Annotated in this window: 21 protein-coding genes; 14 read left to right on the top strand and 7 right to left on the bottom strand. The window is 69.7% G+C overall.

Translation table 11 applies throughout. The annotated features are described in order from the left end of the window. Nucleotide 1: 1 nt before the first annotated feature. From AC3WLZ_RS16205 to AC3WLZ_RS16150, 12 genes are all read left to right on the top strand, one after another. Nucleotides 2-838 (top strand): carbohydrate ABC transporter permease, encoded by an 837-nt coding sequence (locus tag AC3WLZ_RS16205; protein WP_492470767.1) that lies wholly within the window; start codon nucleotides 2-4, stop codon nucleotides 836-838. A gap of 70 nt (nucleotides 839-908) precedes the next feature. After that, entirely contained in the window at nucleotides 909-1703 is a 795-nt protein-coding gene (locus AC3WLZ_RS16200; RefSeq protein ID WP_492470766.1) for a TIM barrel protein, read from the top strand. Beyond that, on the top strand, nucleotides 1700-3214 hold the full coding sequence (gene carA, locus AC3WLZ_RS16195) for a c-glycoside 3-oxidase CarA (RefSeq protein ID WP_492470765.1): 1515 nt from the start codon (nucleotides 1700-1702) through the stop codon (nucleotides 3212-3214). Before AC3WLZ_RS16200 ends, carA begins: the two co-directional genes overlap by 4 nt. Before the next feature lie 89 nt (nucleotides 3215-3303). Further along, the gene (locus AC3WLZ_RS16190; protein WP_492470764.1) at nucleotides 3304-3714 is read left to right on the top strand and encodes a C-glycoside deglycosidase beta subunit domain-containing protein; all 411 of its coding nucleotides are present in this window, start codon (nucleotides 3304-3306) and stop codon (nucleotides 3712-3714) included. Beyond that, the gene (locus AC3WLZ_RS16185; RefSeq protein ID WP_412925948.1) at nucleotides 3711-4814 is read left to right on the top strand and encodes a sugar phosphate isomerase/epimerase family protein; all 1104 of its coding nucleotides are present in this window, start codon (nucleotides 3711-3713) and stop codon (nucleotides 4812-4814) included. Before AC3WLZ_RS16190 ends, AC3WLZ_RS16185 begins: the two co-directional genes overlap by 4 nt. Before the next feature lie 13 nt (nucleotides 4815-4827). Then, nucleotides 4828-5862: a sugar phosphate isomerase/epimerase family protein gene (locus AC3WLZ_RS16180; RefSeq protein ID WP_492470762.1), complete on the top strand. Its 1035-nt coding sequence runs from the start codon at nucleotides 4828-4830 to the stop codon at nucleotides 5860-5862. A gap of 24 nt (nucleotides 5863-5886) precedes the next feature. Next, entirely contained in the window at nucleotides 5887-6669 is a 783-nt protein-coding gene (locus AC3WLZ_RS16175; RefSeq protein ID WP_492470761.1) for a nuclear transport factor 2 family protein, read from the top strand. Between the two features lie 8 nt (nucleotides 6670-6677). Beyond that, on the top strand, nucleotides 6678-7094 hold the full coding sequence (locus AC3WLZ_RS16170; RefSeq protein WP_412925945.1) for a C-glycoside deglycosidase beta subunit domain-containing protein: 417 nt from the start codon (nucleotides 6678-6680) through the stop codon (nucleotides 7092-7094). Next, nucleotides 7091-8278: a Gfo/Idh/MocA family protein gene (locus AC3WLZ_RS16165; RefSeq protein WP_492470758.1), complete on the top strand. Its 1188-nt coding sequence runs from the start codon at nucleotides 7091-7093 to the stop codon at nucleotides 8276-8278. Before AC3WLZ_RS16170 ends, AC3WLZ_RS16165 begins: the two co-directional genes overlap by 4 nt. Nucleotides 8279-8289: 11 nt before the next feature. Next, a complete protein-coding gene (locus tag AC3WLZ_RS16160; protein ID WP_492470757.1) occupies nucleotides 8290-9294 on the top strand; it encodes a sugar phosphate isomerase/epimerase family protein in 1005 nt (334 codons plus the stop codon). 3 nt (nucleotides 9295-9297) lie between these two features. Beyond that, entirely contained in the window at nucleotides 9298-10161 is an 864-nt protein-coding gene (locus tag AC3WLZ_RS16155; RefSeq protein WP_492470756.1) for a ThuA domain-containing protein, read from the top strand. A 94-nt stretch (nucleotides 10162-10255) separates the two neighbouring features. Continuing rightward, nucleotides 10256-11242: a Gfo/Idh/MocA family protein gene (locus AC3WLZ_RS16150; RefSeq protein WP_492470755.1), complete on the top strand. Its 987-nt coding sequence runs from the start codon at nucleotides 10256-10258 to the stop codon at nucleotides 11240-11242. Nucleotide 11243: 1 nt separating this feature from the next. Here AC3WLZ_RS16150 and AC3WLZ_RS16145 read toward each other — a convergent pair whose 3' ends face one another. The 6 genes from AC3WLZ_RS16145 to AC3WLZ_RS16120 form a co-directional block, all read right to left on the bottom strand. Beyond that, nucleotides 11244-12557, bottom strand: a complete 1314-nt coding sequence (locus tag AC3WLZ_RS16145; protein ID WP_492470753.1) for a cytochrome P450 — start codon at nucleotides 12555-12557, stop codon at nucleotides 11244-11246. Between the two features lie 140 nt (nucleotides 12558-12697). Continuing rightward, nucleotides 12698-14137: an HNH endonuclease signature motif containing protein gene (locus AC3WLZ_RS16140; protein ID WP_492470752.1), complete on the bottom strand. Its 1440-nt coding sequence runs from the start codon at nucleotides 14135-14137 to the stop codon at nucleotides 12698-12700. Between the two features lie 173 nt (nucleotides 14138-14310). After that, nucleotides 14311-15282, bottom strand: coding sequence for a sugar phosphate isomerase/epimerase family protein (locus AC3WLZ_RS16135; protein WP_492470751.1), 972 nt, complete (start codon nucleotides 15280-15282; stop codon nucleotides 14311-14313). Beyond that, nucleotides 15279-16241 carry a sugar phosphate isomerase/epimerase family protein gene (locus AC3WLZ_RS16130; RefSeq protein WP_492470750.1) on the bottom strand — a complete coding sequence of 321 codons (963 nt, stop codon included), beginning with the start codon at nucleotides 16239-16241 and terminating at the stop codon, nucleotides 15279-15281. The genes AC3WLZ_RS16135 and AC3WLZ_RS16130 overlap by 4 nt, the downstream gene beginning before the upstream one ends. After that, on the bottom strand, nucleotides 16238-17251 hold the full coding sequence (locus AC3WLZ_RS16125; RefSeq protein ID WP_492470748.1) for a restriction endonuclease subunit R: 1014 nt from the start codon (nucleotides 17249-17251) through the stop codon (nucleotides 16238-16240). The genes AC3WLZ_RS16130 and AC3WLZ_RS16125 overlap by 4 nt, the downstream gene beginning before the upstream one ends. Next, nucleotides 17248-17673 (bottom strand): hypothetical protein, encoded by a 426-nt coding sequence (locus tag AC3WLZ_RS16120; RefSeq protein ID WP_492470747.1) that lies wholly within the window; start codon nucleotides 17671-17673, stop codon nucleotides 17248-17250. The genes AC3WLZ_RS16125 and AC3WLZ_RS16120 overlap by 4 nt, the downstream gene beginning before the upstream one ends. A 126-nt stretch (nucleotides 17674-17799) precedes the next feature. Here AC3WLZ_RS16120 and AC3WLZ_RS16115 point away from each other — a divergent pair, with 126 nt between their 5' ends. Both AC3WLZ_RS16115 and AC3WLZ_RS16110 read left to right on the top strand, forming a co-directional pair. After that, nucleotides 17800-18285: a DUF2975 domain-containing protein gene (locus tag AC3WLZ_RS16115; RefSeq protein WP_412925934.1), complete on the top strand. Its 486-nt coding sequence runs from the start codon at nucleotides 17800-17802 to the stop codon at nucleotides 18283-18285. Between the two features lies 1 nt (nucleotide 18286). Further along, on the top strand, nucleotides 18287-18586 hold the full coding sequence (locus tag AC3WLZ_RS16110; RefSeq protein ID WP_492470746.1) for a helix-turn-helix domain-containing protein: 300 nt from the start codon (nucleotides 18287-18289) through the stop codon (nucleotides 18584-18586). Nucleotides 18587-18627: 41 nt separating this feature from the next. On the opposite strand, the gene AC3WLZ_RS16105 is transcribed toward AC3WLZ_RS16110, so the two are convergent. Continuing rightward, the gene (locus AC3WLZ_RS16105; RefSeq protein WP_492470745.1) at nucleotides 18628-19896 is read right to left on the bottom strand and encodes an ROK family protein; all 1269 of its coding nucleotides are present in this window, start codon (nucleotides 19894-19896) and stop codon (nucleotides 18628-18630) included. Nucleotides 19897-19942: the final 46 nt, after the last annotated feature.

The following is a 19942-nucleotide window of genomic DNA, read 5'->3' as shown; positions in this document are numbered from 1 at the left end:
CATGTTCCGCTACACCAAGCTCACCGCGCTCCGCGAATTCGGCTTCTGGCTCCTGGCGCTGGTGTTCCTCCTGCCGTTCTACTTCCTCATCACGACGGCGCTGAAGTCCGACCGTGAGGTGATCACGTCGTCGACCCTGGCGCCCCCGGCGGCTCCGGACTTCGGGAACTTCGTGAAGGTGCTGACCGCGACCGGCAATTCGAACGTCGTCCTGGGCCTAGTCAACAGCATCGTGATCACCGCCGGCAGCATCGTGCTGATGGTGCTGCTCGGATCGCTCACCGGGTACGTCATCGCCCGCAGCACCCGCCGCTGGAGCCGCGCGGTGTACTACCTCTTCCTCGTCGCGATCGTGCTGCCCACGCAGCTGGGCACCGTGCCGCTGTACATCGGGGCTCGATCGCTCGGGCTCACCGGCTCGGCCTGGGGCATGATCATCCTCTACACCGGGATGCTGCTGCCGCTCGCGATCTTCCTCTACGCCGGGTTCTTCCGGGGCCTCGGAACCGAATACGAGGAGGCCGCGACCATCGACGGGGCCAGCCGCACGCAGATCTTCTTCCGCATCGTTCTCCCTCTGATGTCGCCCGCCACCGGCACCGTCGCGATCCTCGCCGGCCTCATCGTGTGGAACGACTTCTTCACGTCGCTGATCTTCCTGGGCGGCTCGGCCAACCAGACGCTCCCGGTCGCCATGTACTACTACATCGGCTCCCTCGTGTCGGCCTGGAACCAGATCTTCGCGATCGTCATCGTCTCGATGGTGCCGATCCTCGCCTTCTACCTCTTCGCCCAGAAGCGCTTCATCCAGGGCTTCGCCGGCGGCCTCAAGGGCTGAGACGCGTCCCCGTGGATGCCAGGACACCCGGCATCCATCGGTCGTCGCGCCCGCACAACGAAAGGACCCCATGTACCAGCTCGCTCCCAACATCGAACTCCTCTTCACCGAGGCCGGCGACTACCACGACCGTGTACGCGCGGCGGCCGCCGCGGGCTTCGACGCCGTGGAGATGTGGGGTCCGACCGGCGCGGACGCTCCGGCGACGCCGAAGGACCTCCCGGCCCTCAAGGCCGCGCTCGAAGAGACCGGCACGCAGCTCACGGCTCAGCTGGCCGAGCCCCGCACGCAGTTCATGATCCCGCCGTGGGACCACTCGGAGTTCTACCGCAAGCTCGACGAGGGCGTCGCGATCGCGCAGGACCTCCGCTGCCCCCGCATCGTCGTCGGCAGCGGCACGGGCTTCGGCGGGTGGAAGCGTCAGGTTCAGCTCGACAAGCTCGTCGAGATCTACCAGAAGGCGATCGCCCAGATCGCCGGCTCGGGCGTCACCCTCGTCTTGGAGCCCGTGAACGTCCGCGTGGACCACCCGGGTTCCCTGCTCGACCGCACGGCGGAGGCCGTCTACGTCGCGCGCGGCGTGGATTCCCCGCAGTTCGGTGTCCTCTACGACATCTACCACTCGGCCGTCGAGGGCGAGGACATGGAGGCGGAGCTCGCGAACGCCGGCGACCTCATCAAGTACGTGCAGCTCGCCGACGCCCCCGGTCGTGGTGAGCCGGGTACGGGCGACCTCGACTGGGCCGAACGTTTCCGCCTGCTGCGCACCAGCGGCTACGACGGGCCGGTCGGCCTGGAGTACTACCCGACCACCGCGTCGGAGGCATCCGTCGCCCACGTCGTGCAGATCGCGGGCGCGGCATGAGCGCGCGGGAGTACCCGGCATCCGTCGATGTGGTCATCGTCGGCAGCGGTCCGACCGGGGCGGCCTACGCGCGCGTGCTGTCGGAGCGTGCACCCGGCCTCTCGATCGCCATGTTCGAGGTGGGCCCGACCGTGTCGGATCCGCCCGGCGCCCACGTGAAGAACATCGCCGACCCCGCCGAGCGCGTTCGCGCGCAGGCCGCGTCGGAGGGTCCGGGGGAGCGCGGGACCAAGGTCGCGAGCCCGGGTGAGGCCAAAGCGGGGGTGCGCGGCGCACGCCCCGGAACGTTCCTGCTCGACGAGGGCTACGCCTTCGACGGCGAGGACGGCCTGCCGGTCGTGGCGATGTCGAGCAACGTCGGCGGCATGGCCGCGCACTGGACCGGCGCGTGCCCGTGGCCGAACGAGAGCGAGCGCATCGACTTCCTCCCCGACATGGACGAACTCCTCCTCGAGGCCGAGCGTCTGCTCGGAGTCACGCGGAACGCGTTCGACTCCGCCCCGTTCGGGGGGATCGTCCGCGAACGCCTGGCGGCCGCGGTGGACGCCGACCGCACGGAGGCGACGAAGGTGCAGCGGATGCCGCTGGCCGTGCACCGACGCGACGACGGGCGCCTCGTCTGGTCGGGGTCGGACGTGGTTCTCGGCGACGTCACGCGCGAGAACCCGAACTTCTCGCTGATCGACGAGTCGCTCGTGACCTCCGTGGTGCTCGCCGACGGGCGCGCGGCGGGCGTCGTCGTGCGCGACCTGCGGTCGGGCCAGGAGCACGAGATCGCGGCGCGGGCGGTCGTCGTGGCCGCCGACGCACTGCGCACGCCGCAGCTGCTGTGGGCATCGGGCGTGCGCCCCGCCGCCCTCGGCCGCTACCTCAACGACCAGGCCCAGGTGGTGTACGCGTCGCGGCTGCGTGACGTCGCACCCCTCGGGGACGACGCTCCGACGACGGGGCTCGCCGAGTACAGCGGCGTCAGCTGGGTTCCGTTCACCGACGCCGTCCCGTTCCACGGGCAGATCATGCAGCTCGACGCCTCGCCCATCGCGCTTGCCGATGACGACCCTGTCATCCCCGGGTCGATCGTCGGTCTCGGGCTGTTCTGCGCGAAGGACCTGCAGTCCGACGACCGGGTCGAGTTCGACGACGAGCACCTCGACGGATACGGGATGCCGGCTCCCCGCATCCACTACACCCTCACCGATCGTGATCGGGAGGTGATCGAACGGGCACGCGAAGAGATCACGCGGCTGGCCGACGCGATCGGCGACCCGGTCGGTGACCGCCCGTTCACGCTCCCGCTCGGGTCGTCGCTGCACTACCAGGGCTCGACGCGCATGGGTGTCGCTGACGACGGGACGAGCGTGTGCGACACCGGCAGCCAGGTCTGGGGCGTGCCGGGGCTGTTCGTCGCGGGCAACGGCGTCATCCCCACCGCGACCGCGTGCAATCCGACGCTGACGTCCGTGGCGCTGGCCGTCCGCGGGGCCCGCGGGATCGCGGCATCCCTCGTCTGATTCCTTGCTTATGCAGGAATCCGACAATAGACTGTAGAAATCAAGACAAAGAAGTCTGCGGCTTCGGTCGCACCGACGAGGAGGTCCCGGTGATCCCGGATCGCATCATCGAACAGGGCACGCTGAGCGCCCACGACGGACGCGCGGCGGTCGAAGTCCGCCTGCCCTGGTACCGGGCGCTCCCGGCATCCTGCATCTCGGCGGCGAAGCTCACGATCGACGGCGTCGAGGCTCCGGCCGAGTCGCTGCGCTGGCAGATGAACGGTGAGGAGTTCACCTTCGCCGAGATGAAGACGAACACCCGGGAGTGGTGGTTCCCCACCGACTCGGCCGTGCTCTCGGGTGACCTGGCGCTGGCCGCGGAGGGCGAGCACGACGTGCGCGTCGATCTCGAGCTCTACATCCCGTACATCATCATCGCCGACGACCAGGTGCTCCACATCGAGGAGCACGACACGAAGACGATGTCCGTCCGCACGGCCGAGGAGGCCTTCGCATGACCGCGCAGAAGGGCACGCCCCTCCAGGGAGTCACGCTGTACAGCTTCACCCGCGCGTTCCACGGACGCGAGTACGACCTCGACCAGCTCATCCGCAAGACCGCGGCCGAGGGCTTCGGGCCGGGCCTGGAGATCATCGGGTTCTCGAGCTTCCGCGGATTCCCCGAGATCGACGACCACTTCGCCGGCCGCTTCTCCGATCTGATCGACGAGGTCGGCCTCGTCCGTACGTCGCTCGCGGTCAACGCCGACATCGGTCTGCGTCCCGACAAGCTCATGGATCAGGACGAGCTCATCGCGTACATGCGCAAACAGATCGCGGCGGCGGCAAAGCTCGGCTTCCCGATCGCGCGCGTGCAGATCTCGCTGACCCCCGACTCGATGGAGGCGCTCGCGCCCATCGCCGAGGAGTACGGCGTCACGCTCGCGCTCGAGGTCCACGCCGACCAGTACGCCTCGCACCCGCGCATCCTCGCCCTCCGCGACCGCTACGAGAAGGTCGGCTCGCCCTTCCTCGGCTTCACGATGGACTGGGGCGCCACGGTGACCGGCTTCGCGCCGTCGCTCCTCGAGGCGTACCGCCGCCGCGGCGCGTCCGAGGAGCTGCTCGCCGCCGTCGTCGCCCTCTGGGACGAGTACTACGAGCAGGGTCCGCCCGCCGATCAAGCCGACCACGGTCAGCGCTTCGGCCGGTTCATCGGGCTCTCGCACCAGTTCGGCCGCCCCGACCTCGGTATCGATTTCGGCATCAACGGCACCGGACTCTTCGGCCCGGCCCGGGTCGACGACTGGCTCGAGATCATGCCCTGGGTGCGCCACGTGCACGGCAAGTTCTTCGGGATCGACGAGAACGGTCAAGAACCCTCGGTGCCCGTCGCCGATCTCATCACGCTGCTCGTCGACAACGGGTACAGCGGCGCCGTCTCGAGCGAGTACGAGGGCTGGCACTGGAATCACTGGCAGAGCCCGTTCGAGATCATCCGCGCCGAGCAGGCGATCCAGCGCACGGCCGCCGAGGCCGCGGGCTCGCGCATGATCACGGATGCCGCCGAGGCTCGGCGCGTCTTGGACACCCACCTCGCGCACGCCGTGCGCGCCTGAAAGGACACCCGCCATGAGTGACGGCATCGCCGGGACCGGCATCACGCTCGGGACCACCCTGTATTCGATGACGAGCGAGTTCGCCGCGGGGCTGTACACGCCCGAGACGCTGATCCGCGAGGTGCACGACCAGGGCATCGGACCGGGCGTGGAGTTCAACTTCGCGCAGCTGCTGCGGTCGTACCCCGACGTCGATGACGACTTCGTGAAGCTGTGGTTCGACTCGCTCGAGAAGTACGGCCTCGAGGCCAGCGCGGTCGGTACCAACCTCGACATGGGTCGCCGCAAGGACCGCGACATGACGCCCGATGAGGAGCACGACTTCCTCGCCCGGCAGCTGAAGGCCGCGCACACGCTCGGCTTCAAGAAAGTCGTCATCCGCTCGCACGGCAAGGATCTGCTGCGCAGCCTCCTCCCGCTCGCCGAGAAGTACGACCAGAAGCTCGGGTATGAGATCCACGCCCCGTCGGGTCCGAACGACCCGCACGTGCTGCAGATCCGCGAGATGTACGACGAGCTGCAGTCCGACCGCCTCGGCTTCACCGCCGACTTCTCCTCGACCATGCACTCCCTCTCCCCGACGTTGCTGCGCACGCTCGGCCAGATGGGCATGGACGAAAAGCACTTCCCCGTCATGGAGGAGATCTGGCACGAGCCGACGCCCATGCACGTGCGCAACCAGAAGTTCGAGGACTACCTCTCGGGCGAGGGTGTCGACCCCCTGCGCTTCGGACCGTTCACGCGCCTCGCGTTCAACATGCACGGGCTCGTGCCGCCGGAGGAGTGGCTCGACATCATGCCGCAGATCTTCCACGTCCACGCGAAGTTCTACGACATCGGCGCCGACGGGCAGGAGCCCGCCATGGACATCCCGCGCATCGTGAAGCAGTTCGTCGAGGGCGGGTACCAGGGCTATCTCTCGAGCGAGTGGGAGGGTCACGCCTTCAGCGACCTCGGCGAGAGCGACCCGATCGACCTCGTGAAGAAGCAGCACGCGCTCATGCGCACCGCCATCGAAGAGACCGTCGCCGCGCGCCAGCCGGCCTGACACCCGCATCACGAAGGAGTACCCGTGTCGAACACCACCACCGAGGCATCCATCTCGGACCTCGTCGCCGAAGTCTCGCGTCTGCGCGAGCAGGTCGAGGCCGCCCAGGCCCTCGCGCAGCGCGCCGAGGACCGCGGACAGGTCGAGAACCTGTTCAACCGCTACATGTACCTGCACAACGCGTTCGAGGACGAGCAGATCATCCCGATGTGGGTGAAGGAGGGCACCGAGGGCATCCGCGCCCGGTACACCAACGCCGGTCAGTACACGACGTGGCAGAGCGTCACCGATTACCACCGCGGTCGCCCCCACCCCGAGGGCAAGCTGATCCTCCACGCCACGAACACGCCCGTGATCGAGGTCGCCGCCGACGGCAAGACCGCCAAGGGCGTCTGGATGATGGCCGGCACCGAGTCGGGCCTGACCGACCCGACCGTGGCCGAGGCGTTCCCCGACATGTACTCGCCCGACGAGGTGCTCGGCAAGAAGGTCTGGGCCCACTGGGTGTGGTGCAAGTACGCCATCGACTTCCTCAAGCAGGACGGCGAGTGGAAGTTCTGGAAGTTCCGCTGCTACGAGCTGGCCCGCGCCCCCTTCGAGGAGAACTGGGTGAGCTTCGGCCTGAAGAACCAGGGCGCGTTCGACCTCGACCTCATGTACTTCGGCGACGACGGCAAGCCCGTCTTCATGCCCCCGGCCGACGAGCCGGTGCCGTCGAAGAACCACCCCTACAGCCCCGAGACGACGCAGAAGCTCGAGCCCGTTCCGCCGGTCGCGCACGAGCACTTCGTCGACACCTTCGCCTAGGAGCCACCGTGGCCACTCACAATTCCCTCTTCGCCGAGAAGGACGTCCGTCGCACCGACGACGGGCTCGCCGTATCGCTGCAACTGCCGTGGTATCGCAGCCTTTGGCTGTCGGCCGTGGATGGCGTCGCCGCCACGGTGAACGGTGTCGAGGTCCCGACGGAGGACCTGCGCTTCTCCCTCGAAGGCCGCGAATACCGCGTCGAGGAGCTGCCCGAGCAGTCCGACACCCTGTGGTTCGTCGCCGACCGACCCGACGTTCTGATCCACCTCGACACCCCGCCCGCGGCGGGCGAGACGGTCACCGTCGAGGTCGTCCTGACGATGCGTCTGCTCTACATGCAGATCATGCCGGGCGCCGACGGCGGTCCCGGCCGCTACGTCACCAACCGCGTGCCCGTCGAGCGCGAACTGGTGCTGGCATGACCTCCGCCCAGCCCCTCCGCGTGGCGATGATCGGCTACGGCTTCATGGGGGCGGCGCACTCGGTCGGGTGGCGGCAGGCGCCGCGGATGTTCGACCTGGCGCGCCCGGTGGAGATGAGCGTCGTCGTCGGTCGGAACGCGGATGCCGTGGCATCCGCTGCCGCGAAGTGGGGCTGGGCGGACTCGGCCACCGACTGGCGCGAGGTCATCGCGCGCGACGACATCGACATCGTCGACGTCGTCACGCCGGGGGACTCGCACGCCGAGATCGCGATCGCGGCGCTGGAGGCGGGCAAGCACGTCCTGTGCGAGAAGCCGTTGGCGAACACCGTCGCCGAGGCCGAGGAGATGGCCGCGGCGGCGGAGCGGGCGCGGGGGCGCGGCATCCGGTCGATGGTCGGATTCACGTACCGTCGCGTGCCGGCGGTGACGCTGCTGCGCGACATGATCGCCGAGGGCGCGGTCGGCACCGTGCAGCAGGTGCGCGCGGCGTACCGGCAGGACTGGCTCGTCGACCCGCGGATGCCGCTCGCATGGCGTCTGCAGAAGGAGCACGCCGGATCGGGCGCGCTGGGCGACATCGGCGCGCACATCATCGACATGACCCAGTTCGTGACGGGTCTCGGCATCGAGAGCGTCACCGGCACCCTCGAGACGATCGTGAAGCAGCGACCGCTGCAGGCCTCCGGTTCGGGGCTGTCGGGCGCCGCCGGCGAGGGCGTCGGCGACGTCACCGTCGACGATGCCGCGATCTTCACCGGGCGCCTGTCGAACGGCGCGCTGGCGTCGTTCGAGGCGACGCGGTTCGCGACCGGCCGCAAGAACGCCCTGACGATCGAGGTGTCCGGCGACCGCGGCGCGCTCGCGTTCGACCTGGAAGACCTCAACAGCCTGCAGTTCTACGACCGCACGGCGCCCGAAGGCCGCCAGGGCTTCACGCAGATCCTCGTCACCGAGCCGGTGCATCCCTATGTGGCGGCGTGGTGGCCCGCGGGGCACATGCTCGGTTACGAGCACGGGTTCAGCCACCAGGTCGTCGACCTCGTCGGCGCGATCGGCAGCGGGACCGACCCCCACCCCTCGTTCGCGGAAGGCCTCGCCGTGCAGCGGGTGCTCGACGCAGTCGAGCGCAGCTCCTCCGCCGACGCGGCGTGGACGAGCGTCTCATCCTCCCTTCCTGCTTGAAAGGTTTCGTCATGGCACGCCCGATCACCCTGTTCACCGGCCAGTGGGCCGACCTGCCGTTCGAAGAGGTCGCACGCCTCGCGGGCGAGTGGGGCTACGACGGCCTCGAGATCGCCTGTTGGGGCGACCACATCGACGTCTCCCGCTGGGACGACGCCGACTACGTCCAGTCGCGGCTCGACATCCTCGAGCGCAACGGCCTGAAGGTGTGGGCGATCGCGAACCACCTCGTCGGTCAGGCGGTGTGCGATGACCCGATCGATGAGCGGCACCACGACATCGTGCCCTCGCGCGTGTGGGGCGACGGGGATGCCGAAGGGGTGCGGCAGCGCGCCACGGAAGACCTCAAGAACACGGCCCGGTTCGCCGCGAAGCTCGGCGTATCGACCGTCACCGGCTTCAGCGGGTCGAGCATCTGGAAGTACGTCGCGATGTTCCCGCCGGCATCCGAGGCGATGATCGAGGCGGGCTACCGCGACTTCGCCGAACGGTGGAACCCGATCCTCGATGTCTTCGACGAGGTCGGCGTGCGTTTCGCGCTCGAGGTGCACCCGTCCGAGATCGCGTACGACTACTGGACCGCGAAGAAGACGCTCGAGGCCATCGGTCATCGCGACAGCTTCGGCTTCAACTTCGATCCGTCGCACTTCGTGTGGCAGCAGCTGGATTCGGTCGCGTTCGTCCTGGACTTCGCCGACCACATCTTCCACGTGCACTGCAAGGAATCGGTGACCAACCTCGACGGCCGCAACGGCGTCCTCGGGTCGCACCTGTCGTGGGACAACCCGCGCCGCGGGTGGACGTTCGTGTCCACCGGCCACGGTGCCGTGCCGTGGGAGCCTCTGTTCCGCGCGCTCAACGCGATCGGCTACGACGGTCCCACGAGCGTGGAGTGGGAGGACGCCGGCATGGACCGTCTCGTCGGCGGCCCCGAGGCTCTCGCCTTCGTCCGCAAGCTCGCCCAGATCACCCCGCCGCACCAGCTCTTCGACGCGGCGTTCTCTCGGAAGGACTGAGCCGTGCTGAACGTACTGATCCTCTCGGGGCACATGACCGTCGAGCACGACAACGCCCACCGCAGCTTCCGGCTGCACAACCAGTGGATCACGACGCTCCTGGAGGACACCGGACGCTTCAAGGTCCGCGTCGTCGAGGACCCGCGCGGGCTGCCGGCGAGTGTCATCGACAAGTACGACGTGCTGATCGTGGTGTTCGAGGGTCGCGACGGATACCACGACATCGCGACCGGCTTCGGGGCGGAGACGGATGCCGCGATCCTGCGGTTCGTCCACGACGAGGGCAAGGGCATCGTGTGGTTCCACGGCTCCGCCGCACAGGAGGACCGCTGGGGCTACCCCGAGGAGTACAACGTCATGCGCGGCGCCAAGCTCAGCGCGTGGGAGACGGGTCTGCGTCCCCGCCCGTGGGGCGAGGCGCTGTTGCGGACCACCGAGCCCCGGCATCCGATCACCGAGGGCATCAACGAGACGTGGACCGTCACCGGCGACGACATCCTCGTCGGCGTTCAGATGTACGAGGGCGCGCGAGTGCTGCTGACGACCTTCGACGATCTCGAGGCGTACGAGAAGGCGCCCGTGTGGCCCATGTCGCACTACCCCGTCGACATCCCGCCGGAGGGCATTGCGGCGCTGCCGGGCATCAACACCGACCAACCGCTCGCGTGGATCAACGAGTACGGCACGGGTCGGTCGTTCACGATCACGATCGGGCACGACATCGACACGTTCCGGCGGATCGAGTTCATCCGCATGTTCCCGCGCGGCGTCGAATGGGCCGCGACCGGCGAGGTGACGTTGACTGGTCCGGACCGCCGTGGCGACCGACGCATCAACCCCTGGCCGTACTACAACGGCGAGGCGTGATGCCGTCCGTGGGCGTCGATAAACGCGATCCGTTGCGAGACACTGCGCGTCTCGCCGTGTCTCGCGAGGAACCGCGTTTCTCCGTGGCGCGGGCATGATCGGGGTCGGCATCCTGGGTGCCGGAGGCATCGCCGAACGCGCCATGGTCGAGCCGTCGCGCACGGTCGACGGCGTCGAGGTCGTGGCCATCGGCGCACGCGATCCCGAGCGGGCGCGGGCTTTCGCCGAGCGGCTGGATGTGCCGGCGTGGGGCGATTACGACGCGGTGCTGGCCGACCCGCGGGTCGACCTGGTTTATCTCGCGCTGCCGCCGATCGTCCACGCCGAGTGGGCGACGCGGGCCCTGCAGGCGGGTAAGCACGTGCTGTGCGAGAAGCCCCTCTCGGCGAACGGGACGACCGCGGCTGCCATCGCGGACACGGCGGATGCCAGCGGCCGACGCGCGTTCGTCGGCTTCCACTACCGTCTTCATCCGTTCATCGCGGAGCTCCTCGCCACGATCGGGTCGGGGGTCCTCGGCGACGTGCGGCGGGTGGAGGTGGACTTCAGCATTCCGCACTTCGTCGTGAAGCCGGGCAACATCCGCCTCGACGGCGACCTCGCGGGCGGGGCCGTGATGGACGTCGGCTGTTACGCGGTCGACCTGCTCAGAGCGGCGTTCGGCGATCCCGAGGTGGTCGCGGCGACGGTGCGGACGTACGACGCCGACCCCCGCATCGACCTGCAGACCGATGCCGAGCTGCGGTTGCCCGGTGGCATCCCGGCCGCGGTCCGGGCGTCGTTCCTCGGCGACGACGCCGGTGCGATGGAGGTGCGGGTCTTCGGGAGCGCCGCGTCGCTCCGAGCGACGAGCGTCATCGTGCCGCAGTGGGGCGCGACCCTCACGGTGACCTCGCCCGACGGCGCGGTGCTGCGAGAGGTCGTGGTCGACCCGGCCGAGAACAGCTACGCCCGGCAGCTCGAACACCTGCGCGACGTCCTCGCCACCGGCTCCGCCAGCATCCTCGACGCCCGCCGTGCGGTGGGCACGATGCGGACGGTCGACGCGATCTACCGCGCCGCCGGGTTGCTGCCGCGTTGACTCACGCGCCTGACCGGTGGAACGGGCAGGCAGACGGCGCGTCGGCGCGACGCACCCGGCCGCCGGACCGCGGCTTGGTCGGCATCCGCCGTCGGTTCACGTCGAGGCCGCGGCCGCTGATGCGTATCCGCGGGTCGCTGAGGGCGGAGATGGCTGACGCGAGCCTCGCGATCGCGAGCTTCTCGCCCGGGCAGCGGTGCCCGGTGGCGACGTCGGCGCCGCCGTGCGGGACGAACGCGGCGAGCGCTTCGTAGTCCTCGACCCCGCGAAAGCGTTCCGGGTCGAAGTCGGAAGCCCGAGGCCACTCCCGCGCGTCCGTGTCGGTTCCGAGGATGTCGAGCAGCACGCGGCCGCCCTCGGGCACGCGCTGGCCGTCGAGCTCGACGTCGGTGGTGGCCCAGGCGGGCAGCATCGGCACGAACGGCGCCGTGCGGCAGATCTCTTGCGCGAACATGGTGGACAGCTCCCCGCCGACGAGCCGGCCCCGCTCGGCGACCTCGGCGGCGATGCGCTCGCGCCACTCGGGGCGATCGTGGAGTTCCTTCGCGGCGAACGCGACGAACCGGGCGACGGCGATCATCGGGCGGAAGCTGTTCTGCAGCTCCACCCCGGCTTGCCGCGCGCTGAGCAGCTCGCCGACGCGATCACGGTGGTGCGCCCACGCGTGCAGAGCGGTGCCCACGGCGGGGTGCAGCCGCCGCTCGCGGGCGGCCTCGATGAGCTTCGCCGCGTGCCGGTCCGACCAGCGCCGGTTCAGCAGCGCCAACAGGTACTCGGGCGAGTACGGCACACCGAAGCCATCGACGATCTGCGCCTGGCGCTGCGCCCAGCGCGTCTGCGCAGCTGGGGTCCCCGGGATCGCAGCCCACCGCAGGATCGCGCGGCCGAGCGCCCCCACCGCCGCGTCGTACGCGGTCTGCTGTCCGCCCGCGACCCACGCGCGGACCTCGTCGCCCCATTCGCGCTCCAGCTCGGGCAGAAGGCGGTCGACCTCGGCGTCGTCGTACAGCACGTCGACGAACGTCGCCTTGCGATGCCGGTGGTCTTCGCCGTCGAGGCTGTGCACCGAGCCGTGCCCGAACAGCGAGCCCTGGATGAACATCGGCATCGCGCCGTGGCGGCGGGTCTTCGACTCGTCGTAGAACAGCCGGACGCCCTCCTCGCCGCGGACGAGCAGCGCCGGCCGCCCGAGCAGCCGGAACGGCACCGCGCGGGCGCCCTTCTCGGCCCGCCGCCAGAGATGAGCGCCGAAGTCGTAGCCGCGGACCAGGAGCGAGAGGGAGTCGTCACGAAGTGGGGTCAGAGGGGATGCCATGAGCGCACGGTTCCACGACTCGCGTCGCCGCCCGAGGGGGCGGCGCGCGGGAGAGTGCTGTGCTAACGGCGTCTCGCCGGGCGCTGCACCCCTGAGCAGGGCGCGGTGTCAGAAGGGCGCGGTATCAGAAGCGCGCGGGATCAGAAGGGCGCGGGGTCGTGCTCGACCGGTGGCGGCAAAGGGCGTGGCGGCGACTCGGCGGGCGTCTCGGTGAAGCGGACACCGGGTGCGTAGGGCTGCGGGGAGTCGGTGTAGACCCGACCGGTGGGGGAGGTGAACTCCATCACCCCGCCGTCGAGTTGCCGAACCCTCCATCTCGTGAACTGCTTCTGCGTGTGGTGCCTCTGGCAAAAACAGCTCAGGTTGGACACGTTCGTTGGTCCGCCCCGAGCCCAGTCGTGGTTGTGGTCGATCTCGCAGCGAATGGCCGGAACGGTGCAGCCGGGCCACCGACAGTGCCGGTCTCGCGCGCGAAGGTACCGGTCGATCGCTGCCGTCCGCTGATACGTGTCCGTGTGCAAGACCGCCCCGGTGACGGGGTGAGTGATGACCCGGTCCCACGGAACGCGCGTCGTCTGGGCGAGCCGGCGGGCGGTGTCGGCGTCGATGGGGCCGTGGCCGACGAGCTCCGCGGGGTTCACGTTCTCGCTCCCCGGCCGGAGCATCGTCAGCGCGGGAACGACGACCTGGACTCGCGCGCGGATCGCGCCGAGCGTCCCCGCGCCGTCATCGGCGCGGGTGGGGTCGGCGTCGGGAGCGGCGGTCAGCAGCAGGTCTGCCAACACGTCGGCCCGCACGTGATCCATCGTGCGCGTGTCGGGTTCCACGGGAACAGCGGGCGAGGCGGCGGGCTCGTCCACTGCCGACAGAATCGGGCCGTCACCGCCCCCACGGGCGTCGGTCTCGGCCGTAGCCGGCCGATCATCACGGGCGTCGATGATCGCTCGAGCTTGCTGAGTGAGCCGGTCGTGCACCGCGACCGCCAGCACGGTGGGAAGGGTGGCGATGAGGTCGGACATGCCGTTCTCGCCGGGCACCACCCGCACCCCGCGGCTCGCTCGCCCCGCCCGGTGCCGCTCGGTCAGGGTCGTCGGCTGCACGCGCTCGGCCAGCATCGCGAGTCGAGAGCGCAGCCGGCCCGGGCTCAGCCCGTCGGCGGTGGCGACGGCGAGCAGGTCGAACTCGGCCCGCCGCTCCACTGGCACCGCCGTCGCGGCATCCATGATCGCGTGCACATGCATGCGCGAAATCTGCCCCGCCTCCCAGGCGTCGAGAGTCACCGGGAGGTGGTCGGTGAGGACCATGGCGCGAGAGATCTGCGCCTGCACGGTGCGATCCGACAGGTGTGTCGCCGCGGCGAGCTCGGACGCCACCTCGCGCATCGCCAGCTCCGCCATGCGAGACGAAGCCCGCTGGCCCGCCATCTCTCGCAGCGCCAAGTGCCCCGCACGGGCCAGCGCCCGGGTGCGCCGCGCTTCGGCGGCGGCGACACCCGAGTCCGCCGCGAGCACCTCGATCAGCACCGCGGACAGGGCATCGGCCCCGTCTTCCGGTGTCGCCGAGGGCTCTGGAGAGGACATGTGTGCATGCTAGCGACGACCTCCGACATTCACGCCGCCCTCGAGGGCCTCCCGTGGACAACTCGGGGCGACGACGTGATGGGGAGGAGAGGATGCCGCGCGACCCCGAGCTCGAATCCTCGCGTGAGGGGTCGAGAGCCGGCAGCCCCCACGACCCCCCAGGCGAGCGGGCCTCACCCCAGCAGCGGCTGCAGCACCTTCTGCACGTACCACCCGGCGACCATCGTGCTCTCGGCGGGGTGCGGGCTCTGGTCGGACTCGACGACGATCCAGCCGTGGTAACCGTGCTCGGCGAGTGCGGTGACGAAGCCCTCGAAGTCGACCAGGGCGCGTTCGTCGCTCGGCTCGGAGAACCAGCGCAGGATCTTGCGCGCCCCACCTTCGGTGCGGATGAACTGCTCCGCGTGCGGCGTCGACGCCTCCGCGTCATCCACGGTCTCGCGCGCGTCCTTGAGCTGCACATGGACGACCCGATCCGCGTACTGACGGTAGAACGCGACGGGGTCGATGCCCGAGATGGCGTACTCGGCGGTGTCGATCGCGAGGCCGACCTTCCCCGGGTCGGTCGCTGCGAGAAGGCGATGGATGCCATCGCCCAGGCGCAGCGCGGAGAGGAAGTCGACGTGCAGGCCCAGTGCGATGCCGTCGGCCGCGATCGCCTCGCCGACCGTGTTCCACAGGTCGGCGAGCACGCCGATCTGCTCGTCGGTGAGCACCCCCGTCTGCCACGCCGACGGTGCCGCGCGCACGACGAGCACGCTCCCGCCGAGGCGGCGGAGAGCATCCGCGAACCACCGCGCGGTGCGGGTGATCTCGCCGACCGACGCGGGATCCAGCGGGTCGGGCCCGCGACCCATCTCGACCTCGAACCCGACCGCCGGGTCGTAGACGTAGCTGCTCACGGCGTCGATGGCGCACGAGGCCAGGAACTCTCCGAACTTCTCGACCGAGCCGTACAGATCGGCGATCTGCTGCGGCGTCCCGAGCGGCTCCCACGCGCCGAAGCTCACCGCGGTGAGTTCGACGCCCGAGAAGCCGCTGATCGACGCGGTCTTGAACGCCCGCTCGTGCTCGCGCTTGCGCACGAACGAGTCGATGTTGGTGTCCCACTGGTTGATCGCGTAGGCCCAGCGCACGTCGCTCATCGCGCCACCGCCTCGTTGTAGATGCCGTCCAGCACGTTCTTGGCGTACCAGCGGGCGATCGCGGTGCTCTCGGCGTAGTCGCCGCCGAGCTTGTCGGCCTTGTCGTGCTCGACGCTGATCCACCCGGTGTACCCGTTGTCGCGGACCGAGCGCATCATCGCCTCGAAGTCGACGAGCCCCTCGTCGGTGCCCATCTCGTAGAACCACTTCTCGGTGGTCTTCGCCGACACCTCGGCATCCGGGAACATCCGATAGTCCTCGTTGGTGTCCGTGAACCGGGTGTCCTTGAAGTGGAAGCCCGTCACGCGCTCGTGGTGCTTCTCGTACACGTCGACGGGGTCGACGTCGGCGATGCAGTGCTGCGCGGTGTCGACGAAGAACTTCACGTAGCGCGGGTCGGCGTACGAGTAGAAGCGGTCGATCTGGTCGCGCGTGCGGATGCCGGCGTAGAACTCGTGGTGGCACGTGAGGTTGACGCCGTACTGCTGCGTCAGTTCGCCCACCTTGCCCCACACGTCGGCGGCGTGCTTGAGCCCGTCATCGGGCACGCCGGCCTCGTCGAAGTAGCGGGATCCGGGCATCACGATGATGTTGTCGAGCTGGATGCCGGACCACATGTCCATCGTCCGCTGGAAGTCCTCGAGGATCGTCGCGTGCGTCGCCGGGACCTCCGGCGCGTAGCGGTCGGGGGTGTAGTACACGCCGTGGAAGGTGTTGACGATGCGCTCGAGGCCCTGCTCCTGCACGAACTCCTGGTAGTTGGCCACCGACCCGTACTGCTCGAAGATTTGCCAGATGCGGAAGTCGAAGGTGTCGATCGCGTCGAAGCCGACGGCGGCCACCTGCTGCAGGAACCGCTTCATCGCCAGCCGCGACTGCCATTGGTCGTAGGGTCCGGCGGGACCTTGGGCCCGCCAGTGGTCCATGTAACTCCACTTGATGGGGGGTCGGTCGGTCATGGGGTGCTCGCTCTCTGAAGGGATGCGGATGGGGGACGGTCGGAGAGGAGAGCGGCGGCCAGCGCAAGATGACGCAAGGTCATCTCCCACGGGTCGTCGTCGAGCCACTCCTGGCCGCCCCACTCGCTGCAGAGCGTGCCGGTGAAGCCCGTCGCGGCGAGGGCGGTGCCCACGTCGCGAAGGGGGTCGGAAAGTCGGTCGTCGGAATCATCGAGATCCCAGAACTTCAGGTGCACCGCGCCCAGGAGGGGCAGGACGGATGCCACGTCGGCGATGTCGGAGCGCCCGAACCGCACGAGCAGGTTCATGTACAGCGTGTGCACCGGACCCGGCACTTTCCCCGCGCGCAGGTAGTCGATGACCGCCCCGTGCGTCGCCGGCTCGCGCCAGTGGTCGGAGAGGAGCGCGACCAGGGTGTCGTCGACGCCGCCCCGCGCGAGTTCCTCCAGGTAGGTCACGGGCAGCGCGGGCATGAGCATGCTGATGTCGAGCAGCAGACGGATGTGGGGGCTGTCGATCTCGGCGAGCCGCGCGTAGGCCCCCGGCATGGCGGCCGGCGTCTGGTGCCCCTGTGCCTCCTCGTACAGGACGAGGTCGAGCTCCTCGAGCAGGGGCAGCGTGCGCTCGAGGATCGCGCCGGCCTGACCGAGGGGGATGCGCACGCCGTGCGCGCCGAGGGCGGCGGACGTGCGCAACTGCGGCACGAGGAAGGCGAGGCGCTCGTCGTCGGTGCGGCGACGATGTCCGTCCCACTCGTCGATGCTGATGCCGACGATGCTCACGCGTCCGCCGACCACGTCGAGGCGATCGCGGAGGGCTCGGGCTTCGTCCAGCGTGGCGTCGGGGTAGCCGCGCCACAGCTGGCCCAGCTCCACCTCGATCGCGGAGGCGAGGCCCCGTTCGACCAAGGTGAGGGCGAGATCGGGCGCCGTGTGCTCGGCGCGCACGACCTCGGGCGTGAGGTTGAACGCACTGGCCGACAGGGCCCACCCCGCGGGCAGCGCGCTCACGCAAGGCTCCCGACGTCGCTCCCGACGTCGCGTGAGACGCCCGTCGTCGGAGTCTCCGTGTCCAGGGCGCGGGTGAAGAAGAAGGGCAGACGCAGGGGCCCGTCGGGCCCGCCCTCGAGGTAGGGGACCTCGAGCCCGAACGACACGGACACCTCGTGGATGCCAGGGCTCCCGGCATCCGTCACGTGAAGCGCGACGCGGTCCTGCAGGTGCCACCACAGGGTCTCGGTCTCGAGATCGGCGGGGTCGACTCGGCGATCGCCGAGCACCACCGTCGCGGGGGTGGAGCGCCCGTCGATGCGCACCGCGGGATCGACCAGGCAGGCGAGGGGGAGCGAGCGGATCCACGGCAGGGACAGCCGAAGGGCGTACCCGTCGGGGAGGGTGTGCAGCGCATCATCGCGCAGCGCGGTCGGGACCATAAGTCCTAAAACTACCTACTAATGTCGCAAACAGGAAGAAGCGAATCGGTGATCACGCGACGGCGCCTTGTGTAATCTATCGTTAATCGATAGATTCTTACCGTTTCTCGGGCGATTGGAGCCGCAATGAACGCCATCTCGACCCGCGCAGCCCAGGCCGCCATCGCTGTGGCGCTGGCGGGATCGATCCTCGTCGAGGGGATCATCCTGCCGGCGGTGTATCGCGATCTCGAGGGTGCGCCGCCGGTTCTGCGCGCTGTCTTCGTCGGGTTGCTGGCCATCGGCGTGATCGCGTTGCAGATCTGCGGGGTCTGCGTGTGGCGCCTGCTGTCGAAGACCCGGAGGGGAGTGGTGTTCGCCGAGTCGTCCTTCCGCGAGGTGGATACGATCGCGTGGTCGGTGGCGACCGTTGCCATCGTCCTGGCGGCTCTTGCGATGATCCTGGCGCCGGGGGAGATCGCTCCCGGGGTCGTGGGTCTCATCGGCGGCGCCGCGGTCGTCATGGGTGGTGCGTGCCTGCTCGTCGTCGTACTGCGTGGGCTCCTCCGGCAGGCGATCGCCAGCGAGGGGGAGATCGTCAGCCTCCGCGGTGAACTCGGGGACGTGATCTGACGTGCCCATCGTCATCGACATCGACGTGATGCTCGCCCGTCGCAAGATGAGCGTGGGCGAGCTGGCGCAACGGATCGACATCACGCCCGCTAACGTCGCTGTCCTGAAGAACGGCCGGGCGAAAGCGGTGCGCTTCTCGACGCTCGACGCTCTGTGCAGCGCTCTCGACTGCCAGCCCGGTGACCTGCTGCGCTGGGAGCCCGATGTCACCGCACCCGGTGCGGGCGCCCGTGACACGGAAGGCCTCGCTGCGACGGAACTCCGGAGTCCGCCCCCGCATGCGCCCTCGCTGCGGTCGTAGGACGACGACGCGTCCTGCAGGCCCGGCTCGGAGACGGAGAGTCAGGCGGCCTCGCCGCGGATCGCCGCGAGAGTCGGGCGCCCCTCGGCGAACCACCGGGGAAAAGTGGCCTCGAACAGCTGCTCGCGCGCGAGGTCGACGCCGCCGCGCAGCGGCTCGCGCCGGTCGTTGACGCTCGTCACGATCGAGAGGTCACGCGTCGCGAGGGGGAGCGACAGCTCGTACACGCGGTGGCGCACTTCGGCGAGGAAGAGTTCTCCCGCGGCGGCGACGGCGCCGCCGACGACGATGACGCTCGGATTGAACATGTTCACCAGGGCGGCCACGGCCTCCCCGACCTGTCGCGCGGAGGCCTGGATCAGCGAGATCGCCAGGGCGTCGCCGCGTTCGGCGGCCCGGGAGATGTCCTCCGGGTTCAGCTCGGCGCCCGAGGCGACGATGTCGGCGATCGCGCCGGTGCCGCCCGCCGCGACGGCCTCCCGCGCGTCGCGCACCAGAGCCCAGCCTCCGGCGACGGCTTCGAGGCATCCGATCTTCCCGCACCGGCACTGCTGCCGCGCCCCCGGGACGCGGACGTGTCCCATGTCGCCCGCCGCGCCGTTCGCCCCGCGGTGCAGGCGTCCGTGCGACACGAGTCCGGCGCCGATGCCCGTGCCGACCTTGCAGTAGATCAGGTCGGGGTTGTCCTCCCGGCGGCGGGCACGCTCGCCGGCGGCCAGCATGTTGACGTCGTTGTCGACCCAGACCGGGGCCGAGTAGCGCTCCTCGAAGCGGGAGCGGACGTCGAAGTTGTTCCACCCGGGCATGATCGGCGGTGCCACCGGGCGACCTGTCTCGAAGTCGACGGGACCGGGGACTCCCACCACGACCGCCCAGACGGTCGGGTCGCCGTCCTTCTCGAGCAGATCGTCGACCATGGTCGTCGCGACCGCGAGGGTCTCGTCGGGGCCGCGGGCGATGTCCCACTCGCGGTGCGCCTCGGCGCGGATCTCACCGTCGAGGTCGGTGAGCCCGACATGGATGTGCAATCCGCCGAGCGCGCACACGACGATGCGCCCGCGCTCGGCGCGGAACCGCAGGGTGCGCGGGGCGCGCCCGCCCGAGGAGGGTGCGTACTCCGCGTCCTCGAGGAACCCCATCTCGACGGCGCGGTCGACGCGCTGGGCGACGACCCCGCGGCCGAGGCCCGTGACGCGGCCGATCTCGGGACGCGTCACCGCTTCGCCGAGCCGAACCATGTTGACGATCCGCAGCAGGCTGGTGACCTCGTCGGTCTGTGCGCCGAAGCGAAGAGTGGAGACGTTGGCCATGCTCGATCTTCACACAGCGAAGGCTCTCCGCTCCCGGTTTCGCGCC

It is taken from the genome of Microbacterium sp. FW305-3-2-15-F-LB2 (assembly GCF_058787255.1).
This window is presented reverse-complemented; position numbering and strand designations above follow the sequence as displayed.

What these genes read in the sequence shown, in the direction of transcription:
- AC3WLZ_RS16150 (WP_492470755.1), top strand. Translation starts at nt 10,256, where the DNA reads ATGATCGGGGTCGGCATCCTGGGTGCCGGAGGCATCGCCGAACGCGCC.
- carA (WP_492470765.1), top strand. Translation starts at nt 1,700, where the DNA reads ATGAGCGCGCGGGAGTACCCGGCATCCGTCGATGTGGTCATCGTCGGC.
- AC3WLZ_RS16115 (WP_412925934.1), top strand. Translation starts at nt 17,800, where the DNA reads ATGAACGCCATCTCGACCCGCGCAGCCCAGGCCGCCATCGCTGTGGCG.
- AC3WLZ_RS16160 (WP_492470757.1), top strand. Translation starts at nt 8,290, where the DNA reads ATGGCACGCCCGATCACCCTGTTCACCGGCCAGTGGGCCGACCTGCCG.
- AC3WLZ_RS16130 (WP_492470750.1), bottom strand. Translation starts at nt 16,241, where the DNA reads ATGACCGACCGACCCCCCATCAAGTGGAGTTACATGGACCACTGGCGG.
- AC3WLZ_RS16165 (WP_492470758.1), top strand. Translation starts at nt 7,091, where the DNA reads ATGACCTCCGCCCAGCCCCTCCGCGTGGCGATGATCGGCTACGGCTTC.
- AC3WLZ_RS16205 (WP_492470767.1), top strand. Translation starts at nt 2, where the DNA reads ATGTTCCGCTACACCAAGCTCACCGCGCTCCGCGAATTCGGCTTCTGG.
- AC3WLZ_RS16145 (WP_492470753.1), bottom strand. Translation starts at nt 12,557, where the DNA reads ATGGCATCCCCTCTGACCCCACTTCGTGACGACTCCCTCTCGCTCCTG.
- AC3WLZ_RS16105 (WP_492470745.1), bottom strand. Translation starts at nt 19,896, where the DNA reads ATGGCCAACGTCTCCACTCTTCGCTTCGGCGCACAGACCGACGAGGTC.
- AC3WLZ_RS16140 (WP_492470752.1), bottom strand. Translation starts at nt 14,137, where the DNA reads ATGTCCTCTCCAGAGCCCTCGGCGACACCGGAAGACGGGGCCGATGCC.
- AC3WLZ_RS16135 (WP_492470751.1), bottom strand. Translation starts at nt 15,282, where the DNA reads ATGAGCGACGTGCGCTGGGCCTACGCGATCAACCAGTGGGACACCAAC.
- AC3WLZ_RS16185 (WP_412925948.1), top strand. Translation starts at nt 3,711, where the DNA reads ATGACCGCGCAGAAGGGCACGCCCCTCCAGGGAGTCACGCTGTACAGC.
- AC3WLZ_RS16180 (WP_492470762.1), top strand. Translation starts at nt 4,828, where the DNA reads ATGAGTGACGGCATCGCCGGGACCGGCATCACGCTCGGGACCACCCTG.
- AC3WLZ_RS16120 (WP_492470747.1), bottom strand. Translation starts at nt 17,673, where the DNA reads ATGGTCCCGACCGCGCTGCGCGATGATGCGCTGCACACCCTCCCCGAC.
- AC3WLZ_RS16200 (WP_492470766.1), top strand. Translation starts at nt 909, where the DNA reads ATGTACCAGCTCGCTCCCAACATCGAACTCCTCTTCACCGAGGCCGGC.